General features: G+C 61.4%; 7 protein-coding genes and 1 pseudogene. 1 reads left to right on the forward strand and 7 read right to left on the reverse strand.

The annotated features are described in order from the left end of the window. The 6 genes and pseudogenes from F3H98_RS30415 to panB all read right to left on the reverse strand — a co-directional run. On the reverse strand, nucleotides 1-436 hold a 436-nt coding region (locus tag F3H98_RS30415), incomplete at its 3' end, for a transposase (protein ID WP_188130655.1). Between the two features lie 1,690 nt (nucleotides 437-2,126). Next, entirely contained in the window at nucleotides 2,127-2,444 is a 318-nt protein-coding gene (locus F3H98_RS30425) for a hypothetical protein (RefSeq protein WP_149764680.1), read from the reverse strand. 601 nt (nucleotides 2,445-3,045) lie between these two features. Beyond that, complete coding sequence (locus tag F3H98_RS31520; RefSeq protein ID WP_188130656.1) at nucleotides 3,046-3,390, reverse strand: hypothetical protein; 345 nt, start codon at nucleotides 3,388-3,390, stop codon at nucleotides 3,046-3,048. 45 nt (nucleotides 3,391-3,435) lie between these two features. After that, nucleotides 3,436-4,491, reverse strand: a complete 1,056-nt coding sequence (locus F3H98_RS30435) for a cytochrome-c peroxidase (RefSeq protein WP_149764682.1) — start codon at nucleotides 4,489-4,491, stop codon at nucleotides 3,436-3,438. Nucleotides 4,492-5,347: 856 nt separating this feature from the next. Then, nucleotides 5,348-5,651: pseudogene (locus F3H98_RS30440) on the reverse strand (pantoate--beta-alanine ligase). Then, nucleotides 5,648-6,508 carry a 3-methyl-2-oxobutanoate hydroxymethyltransferase gene (gene panB, locus F3H98_RS30445; RefSeq protein ID WP_149764684.1) on the reverse strand — a complete coding sequence of 287 codons (861 nt, stop codon included), beginning with the start codon at nucleotides 6,506-6,508 and terminating at the stop codon, nucleotides 5,648-5,650. The pseudogene F3H98_RS30440 and the gene panB overlap by 4 nt, the downstream one beginning before the upstream one ends. A gap of 175 nt (nucleotides 6,509-6,683) precedes the next feature. On the opposite strand from panB, the gene F3H98_RS30450 reads away from it, so the two are divergent. Next, entirely contained in the window at nucleotides 6,684-7,676 is a 993-nt protein-coding gene (locus F3H98_RS30450) for an NUDIX hydrolase (RefSeq protein ID WP_149764686.1), read from the forward strand. Here F3H98_RS30450 and F3H98_RS30455 read toward each other — a convergent pair. Beyond that, nucleotides 7,665-8,002: ISAs1 family transposase (locus F3H98_RS30455; RefSeq protein ID WP_149764688.1), on the reverse strand; the 338-nt coding region annotated here is incomplete at its 5' end. The two genes, F3H98_RS30450 and F3H98_RS30455, sit on opposite strands and share 12 nt — an antisense overlap.

Raw genomic sequence — 8,002 nt, forward strand, 5'->3', positions numbered from 1 at the left:
AGAGGTTCGGCGCCTCCTTGCCGAGCAGGGCTGCCAGAGCTTCCTGAAAGTCGCCCGTCGAAACGCCGCGCAGGTAAAGAACGGGAAGCAGCGCGTCCAGACTTCGCGTCCGACGCGCCCATTTCGGCAGGATCGACGAGGAAAAACGGATGCGCTCCGCTTCACCGTTCGCGCCGCGGTCCCGGACCTTCACCCGGCTGACGGGCACCGGCCCGATCCCCGTCTGGATGCTCCGCTCCGGGCCGTGACCGTGCCGGACCAGCCGCTCACGTCCGTCCGGCAGCTTCAGATCCCGCATCTCGGCAAGAAACGCTTCGGCTTCCATCTCGATCGCCTGCGCAAGCAATTTGCGCGCGCCGGTGCGGAGCACATCCGTCAGGGGATCATCGATTTCGTCGGGCTGACGAAGGCGAACAATGTTGATAGTCTCGTTCATGGCGTATCGCTCTCCTTGAGAGGTTCTGGCAGGCTTCAATCACCCGCCTCGATACGCCGCCCTTCTCAAACCGTCATCACCCATTTTCCGCCATAGCTCTGATCCGGATCGCCGACTACCCAACCAGACGACGCGGCAGAACAGGCGGCGCGGTCCATAGCGGCGAGGAACCTGATCGAGCGTTATGCATTTAGTTAGGCGGATCGGCGATGAGTCCCCACTCTCCTAAATCGCCTATCCGCAGAACGAGGACGCGCGAAAAGGTCGGCTGCCGCTCAGCCGGCCTTTTCCGTTGATCGCGGGCCACCGAATTCGGGCCTGAACTATCTCAGAGAAGCCTGTAGTCAGAGTAAATCGCTCCCTTAACCTTTTGCTAAGTATGAACCTTGCGGAAATTCTCCGGCAGTGCTTGACTGTCTGCGGGCGAAGTGTTGGGAAGGGTTTGGGGGATGAAGCGCGTCATTTTGGCGTTGCTGATGCCGGTGCTTGCATCTGGCTGTCAATCAACGATGTCACCGGAGTTGGCCGCGCAAGCAGACGATGCTGCTTGCGTCTCGTACGGCTACGTTCGCGGCGATCGGTATTATGCTACCTGTCGGATGCACGCGGCCAACAGCCGCGAGCAGCGCGTCGTTGCGCAAAATCAGGCGGTGGCCGCCGCGGTTCTGGGCGCCGTAGTCGTCGGAGCCGCTGCGGTGGCCGCTAGCCAAGGGCCTTACTACCACCGACCCTACTATTGCGGGCGGTACCGCTGCTACTGGTAGTGGGAAACGTAAGGGATGGTGGACGACAGGTTTCGATCGTATCCGAGGAGCGTTGGGTCAGACACCTGTGATCGCGCTAGAGTCCGCAAGCCGGCGAAGGGCGCGACGTCGAGAACCAGCGTTGTGCCAGTCATTGCCTTGCTGCTCGTCACTCCTTTGGCAGGCTGTGCCGACTACCTCAACCGGTACGACACGGTGACTTTGGCAGCAGGAGATGCTCAACAGCAAAACCGTCTTATTCACGCACTTGATCCGTTCAATCCGGCCTCCATGGACACCCGGATTCCGACCGATGGTCAACGAATTGCAGGTGTGGCGGCGAAGTACCGACATGGTTCGTCGAACCAACATGGATCGTCGACAAGCCGCGACCTCGATTGCGCGGGCGGATCGGGGAACAACCCAGTCGTCGCTGGGCCGGTAAGCGTATCAGGCGCCGACCCAAATCGACTGGATGGCGATGGGGACGGAGTTGGGTGCGAGCGATAGTATCTGGCGCAGCGGGATGGAACCGGTGATGCTTGCCGACGTTGTTGCGGATCGGCGATTCCCTTGTTGCTCAACCCCCACAATCGCCGATGTGACAGTGAAAGGCCGGCTGAGGGGTGCCGGCCTTTCCTTTGAGCCACGACATGCAATACCTGCCGTTTGGACTAAAACTCGCCGTGAGCAAGCCGTTGCGCTTAGCCTAACACAGCGAAAGCGAGGACGATCAGGATGATTACCACGGCCGCGGCGAACAAGGCGACGCGGGCGTTTCGGCGTCTCCGCAACCGGTCAAAGGCTCGACGGGATGGCACTCTGTCCCAGGCGGAATAGATGCGGCGGCCGTCCTCCCCGAAGCGGTCGCGGTTCGGATATTGCTGCTTCGGCTTATGCCAGGGTCGAAGGAAGCGCATCCTCAAATCTCCCATCTCACCCATCACTCAAAGCCCCTTTCCCCCGCGCAGCTTTGCTTCCCAACGATCGGCTGTCACAAGCTGCATGAGAATGCGCTTCACGATCGCGGCGTGCGGACCTTGCCAAGAGCGAAGCTCGGCGGTGATGCGATACGCGCATTCGGCTATTTCCTTGTTGGCCATCTTGGATTTTCCCGAGGCCCGGATGTTCTTCGCAACCGCAGCGCCGTGCGCGGTTTCATCGCCCAAGTCGATGATCATGCTGCAGCATTCGGTAAGCACCATGAACAGCGTGTGATTGGCGTCTTGGTGCTGGATTTCAACTCTAGCGATGCTTTCTGTCATTGGACTTCGCCCCTCTTTGCCAATTGGCAAGGGCACAGAATAAACGAATAAACGAACGGAAGCGGAAGAAAACAGCCTTGCGCCCTCTCACCCTTCGCCAGATCGCGAAGCCGGAATCCTATGCTCTCAAGTGTATTGCCAGCGCGTCGGTGTGGGCGTCAGGTAGGCTTGTGTCTCAACCCCACCCCCCAGAGGCACCAAAGCTGCTCCGCTCGGTTCAGAGGGCGCTGTCCGACCGAGAGCAGCTCGCACCGCGCCGGGTTGCCGTGCGATGCTTCCGTCATGGTGGAACTTATCGATATCACCGGGCGTCGTGGCCAGGGCACTCTCGATGCATTCCTTCGTGATGACGGTCAGCTTTACCGGTGACAGCGGCGGGTTTAAGCGCAGACCGCTGTTTCAAGGCGCAGAATTCAAGCGAAACTGCAACAAGCCCGCCCGATGTACCGCCCTGATCTCCACCATCTACCGAGACCGAGCCTGCGCTTGCAAAAACGCCGTGCCCGTAGGCGAAGTTGTATGTGCCGTCACCCTTGATGTTGGAAGCGTCAAGGCGCTCACAGGCCTAAATGCGTTGTGTGCACCCTTGCCAACGGATCGATCAAGCTGGCCGCCGGCAAAAATATCCGACATGATTTTGGACAACGATGGTCGACGTTAGATCACATTGTGTCGCCTCCCCATGCGGGAAGGCCGCCTGGCTGCCCGCGACGGACGTCATGGCCTCCAGGTCGTGTCCTTCGAGCAGGCGGCCGTCCGGCTCGCCGGCGGCTTCCCCCATCGACGACGAGAGCCTGCGCGCCGCGATCCAGGCTGTCCTGCCCGCCACGCCGATGGGCGAGCTGGAGAAACTCACGGCGCCCCCGGTATGATCGACGCGGCGGCCGACACGCTGTACGGGGCCTGGCCCACAGGCATAGACCTCGCCGCGCGAGCGGCCGACCATCCGCAATCATTCTTGATTGCGCCCCTTCCGTCCAGCTCCGGCCATTTATTTTCCTAAGATCCGCGATACAGGTCGAGGCGTTGTCGCCGTTTCGGCGGGTAAGATGGGATAGGCGACCTCCGGTACCTTTCCGGTCAGCGAGTTAAGGAAGGCAACGAGCAGGTCGACGTCTTCTTCCGTCAATTCTTCGCCGAGCTGGGTGGTCCCCATGATGGCGACGGCCTGTTTCAGATCCCAAACCTTGCCCGAATGAAAGTATGGCGCGGTGAGTGCTACGTTGCGTAGCGGCGCCACGCGGAAAACATAGGAATCGTCGGCTGTATTGGTGACGGCAAATCGGCCCTTGTCTTTTTCCGGCAGGACGTCGGCGCTGGGCTTTTCAATAAGGCCGAATGGGTAATAGCCCTCCCCACCAACGTTGATACCGGCATGGCAGGACGAGCAGCCTTTGTCCATGAAAAGCGCCAGGCCCTGTTTCTGTTGGGAAGTCATGGCGGCGTCATCGCCATTGAGGAAGGCATCGAAGGGGGCCGGCGTGACCAGTGTCGCCTCAAAGGCTTCGATTGCCTTGGCGAAGTCGTCGAAGGTAACGGGATCGGCTTCACCCGGGAAAGCTGCATTGAACCACTCGACATATTTCGGCATCGACTTGAGCGTGGCGACGACTTGACCCGGTGTGTTGGCCATTTCGACACCGGCTTGGACCGGTCCCTTGGCCTGAGCCTTCAGGTCTTCGGCGCGACCATCCCAGAACTGCGCGTTGTTGAAGACAGCGTTCAGTACCGTCGGCGCGTTGCGCGGTCCCTTCTGCCAACCATGGCCGATCGAGGTTTCAAGATTGTCGTCGCCCCCGGTGGCCAAGTTGTGGCACGAGTTGCACGAGAAGACGCCTGACGCCGAGACGCGTGGATCCAAGAACAGTGCCTTGCCGAGGGAGATCTTCTCCGGTGTGACCGGGTTATTGGCGACTGCCGGCGTGGTGGATGGCAAAGCTTTGAAGTTGGCTAGTGCAGTTTCTCTGAGGTCTGCGGGGATCGGATCCGCAGCAAAAGCGGTGGCTACCAGCAAGGCGACAGCCATCGTAGTGAACAGGATTTTCATAATAATCTCACTGCGTTGTGCACGGAAGCGCCATTCTGGATATGCAGTTCGTGAACGCCTTGCGCTAGATCAACGGCGGGAGAGGACCGGGCCTGACACCTTGTTTTCGCGGCAGAGCCGCGACCAGCCGGGAAGTGAACGCTCTTCTCGATTGGATTTCAGAGAGGCGGAGGGTCCCTGCTCGGCAAGCCCCGGAGCGCTGGCGCCGGAGCCGTGCTTCGGTTCTCTCCGCCTTCTGCTATGAAGAAATCGGGTCCGCCGCCGTGCCAGATTTTGGTTCGGGGCCGGTTGTCTGTTCCGCACGCAGGTCCTGCTCGATTTCCCGGCGTGCCTTCTTCAGATTGACGTTGGCCCAAATCGATCCGCGATCGCGTCTTGTAGCACCGTTGCGGGACGATCTTATTTCGACTGTGAAGGGCCGTTTGGGGTGTTGCATGTGTCCTCGTGGATTCGGCATGTATCCTGAAGGGGATCGTCTCCATGTTCCGGAATCATCCCGGTTTTGGCCAAGACCTCTATGGAAGGTCGTGATTCCATCACTCCTGGGAGAAGGGGAGAGCAAGCGGACCGATGCTACGGAAACCTTGCGTGAGTCTTGTCCGCGGGATCTCGCTCCTCCCATCGTCTTTGAGCGCAATGTTCTTGTTAAAGCCGGACGAGCTCCGGATTGAGCAGCTTGGGCGACAGGCGGCGTAGGGCCGATGTCGTGGTGACGGAAATAATACGCCCATCCAGTGCGGGCGTGGCGGCGTTTTTCGACCGAAATCTCGGGAGGTAATGCCATCATTGGCTGTTTGTGCTTTGGTGTCGAAAGGTGGCCTCTGTCGTGAGGCTGGCAATGTAGACGCTTCCCATTTCAAAAGCACTCGCAGCCGAGAGAGTCTCTCATGCAGTGTGCACCGAGCGGCGCGAGCTTCGCCGCGTCCGCCTCCTCGGTGCGCGGATAGGCGGCATGGTCAGCGGCGCTATTGAACTGCCTCGGATTGATGAAGAGTGTGACGACGACCCGATCGGCTTTTTCCAGCGCCGCGCGCGTGGCTGAGGTGCCCTTCATGAAGGGCACCCATTGTCGGCACGACGGCAACCCTCGCGCTCTCGCGGCGCCATTCGGTGATGGTCGCGTGGAGCTCGGCCACGGTCCTGACAACAGGTATACTCACGCTGCTTCTCCGCCCTTGACGCTGCTGGTACCGACACCCCCGAACGTGTCGGCGAAGACATGTTCGGCGGCGGGGAAACGCCGCTCGCGCACCTCGTTTGCGTAGGCCGCGATCGCGGCCTCGGCTTGATCGCCGAATTCGGCGTAGCGCTTGACGAATTTCGGCCGGAAAGAGGTGAAGAGCCCGAGCATGTCGTCCGTCACCAGAACCTGGCCGTCGCAGGCTGGCGAGGCGCCGATGCCGATGGTAGGGATGGCGATCTCTACGCTGATGGGGCGTGCAAGCGGCTCGGGCACTTTCTCCAGCACCACGGAAAAAACGCCGGCCTCCGCGACCGCACCGGCGTCGCGCCTGATCCGCTCCGCATCGTCTCCCCGCCCCTGCACTCGATAGCCGCCGAAAGTGTTCACCGCCTGCGGCGTCAGACCCACATGGGCCATGACCGGGACGCCGCGAGCCGTCAGGAAGCGGATCGTTGCTGCCATGCTCTCGCCGCCCTCCAGCTTCACCGCTGCACAACCGGTCTCTGCCATCAGGCGCGCAGCGTTGCGGAAGGCCTGCTCCGGCCCGTCCTCGTACGAGCCGAACGGCATGTCGACGACCAAGAGCGCCCGCCCGAGCCCGCGCCGCACTGCTTTCCCGTGCAAGATCATCATGTCGAGGGTGACGCCGAGCGTCGACGGCAGGCCGTGCAGCACCATGCCCACGCTGTCGCCGACAAGAACGATATCGCAGTGTCGATCAACCAGCTTCGCGATCGGCGTGGTATATGCCGTCAGGCAGACGAGCGGGGTCTGGCCTTTCCGCAAGCGAATATCCGGCGGTGTAATCGCCTTTGTATCACCAGCTGCGCTCAACCCACGCCTCCTTCCCTTGCGTTACCCACCGCAGGTGTCGCGTTTGGCATATTTTTGTGCAGGTGCGAAGTGCTAAAATGGCCACGCGGCTGCGCGGTGTTGACGTGCGGGCAGCCACGCTTAAATTAAATCGATTCAGGCCACGCCGGAGCTTGGGCCAACCACTTTCGGGAACATGAAGGATCAGGCGACGGGAACCAGGAAAGACAGAGCCGCCGTCAAGGCTGACGAAGTCAAAGTGGACCTGACCGCCGTTGTCGTCGCCGTAAACGACAGTGAACCCTGTGTCCTCACCATCGGGCAGGCGGACACCTTGCCCTCCGGCCCGTTTGCGCTTGAGCACCGATCGCTGCAATCCGGCTTGAGGGCGTGGGTCGAGCAGCAGACCGGCCACCCGCTGGTGTACATCGAGCAGCTCTACACGTTCGCCGATCGGGACCGCATCGGCGCCGAGCGCCAGCAGCGCGTCATCTCCATCAGCTATCTCGCACTGACCCGCAAGGAACATGCAACGGGCTCGTCCAAATGCGGCTGGCAAAGTTGGTACGAATATTTTCCATGGGAGGACCACCGCGCCGGCACGCCGCCAGTGGTGGTGGATGTTCTGCGGCCGCGCCTGATTGAGTGGGCAGACGGCGCCAATGACGCGGCCACGCGACGCGAACGCCGGCAGCGGGCGGCGATCGCCTTCGGCTTCGACGACCGCCATTGGAACGAGGAACTCACGCTTCACCGCTATGAGTTGCTCTACGAAGCAGGCCTGGTCCAAGAGACCAGACGCGGACGGGACGCGACCCAGCCTCCGCCGGTCCCCGGCAAGTCCATGGTCGCCGACCATCGCCGCATCCTGGCGACGGGCATTGCCCGGCTTCGCTCCAAGATCAAATACCGGCCGGTCGTCTTCGAGTTGATGCCGCAGGTCTTCACTCTCTTACAGCTGCAGCGCACGGTGGAGGCCCTGGCCGGTCGGCTCATCCACAAGCCGAACTTCCGCCGGCTCATAGAGCAGCAGGAACTGGTCGAGGAGACCGGCGAGATCACCGCCGATACGGGCGGTCGGCCGGCGAAGCTTTATCGCTTCCGCCACGCCGTTCTCGACGAGGCGGCTGTCGCCGGGACAAAATTGCCGCTGGCGCGGCAGGGCTCCGAATCCAGGTTAACGGCGTAGGTCGCCGAGGATTGCGGCGAGGTATTTCGGATCCCATCCGGCGCGTTTGCGCCTGAGTTTGATGGAGCGCTTGTCGCTGACGGCTCTGACGAGGTTGAGAGCGAAGTGGCGCACGATGGCCATGTTGAGGGCACCGTGGCCCTTTCTGAGACGCGACTGGTCGTCGTTGAAGACGACGTCGAGGGTCCAGTGCAGAGCGTTCTCGACCAGCCAGTGGCCGCGCACGGCATGGGCGGCCCGTTTGGCTGTCAGGTTGGCGGAGGCGATAAAGTATCGCGTGTCGAAGCGGCTTCTATCCTTCAGTCCAGTGCGCGAGCGGACGCGCA

The organism is Neomesorhizobium albiziae, assembly GCF_900114255.1.
In the GTDB taxonomy this organism is placed as follows: Bacteria; Pseudomonadota; Alphaproteobacteria; order Rhizobiales; family Rhizobiaceae; genus Neomesorhizobium; species Neomesorhizobium albiziae.

Excerpts from the sequence above, each read along its gene's own strand:
- F3H98_RS30425 (WP_149764680.1), bottom strand. The coding sequence starts at position 2,444 with ATGACAGAAAGCATCGCTAGAGTTGAAATCCAGCACCAAGACGCCAAT.
- F3H98_RS30435 (WP_149764682.1), bottom strand. The coding sequence starts at position 4,491 with ATGAAAATCCTGTTCACTACGATGGCTGTCGCCTTGCTGGTAGCCACC.
- F3H98_RS30450 (WP_149764686.1), top strand. The coding sequence starts at position 6,684 with ATGAAGGATCAGGCGACGGGAACCAGGAAAGACAGAGCCGCCGTCAAG.
- F3H98_RS31520 (WP_188130656.1), bottom strand. The coding sequence starts at position 3,390 with ATGGTCGGCCGCTCGCGCGGCGAGGTCTATGCCTGTGGGCCAGGCCCC.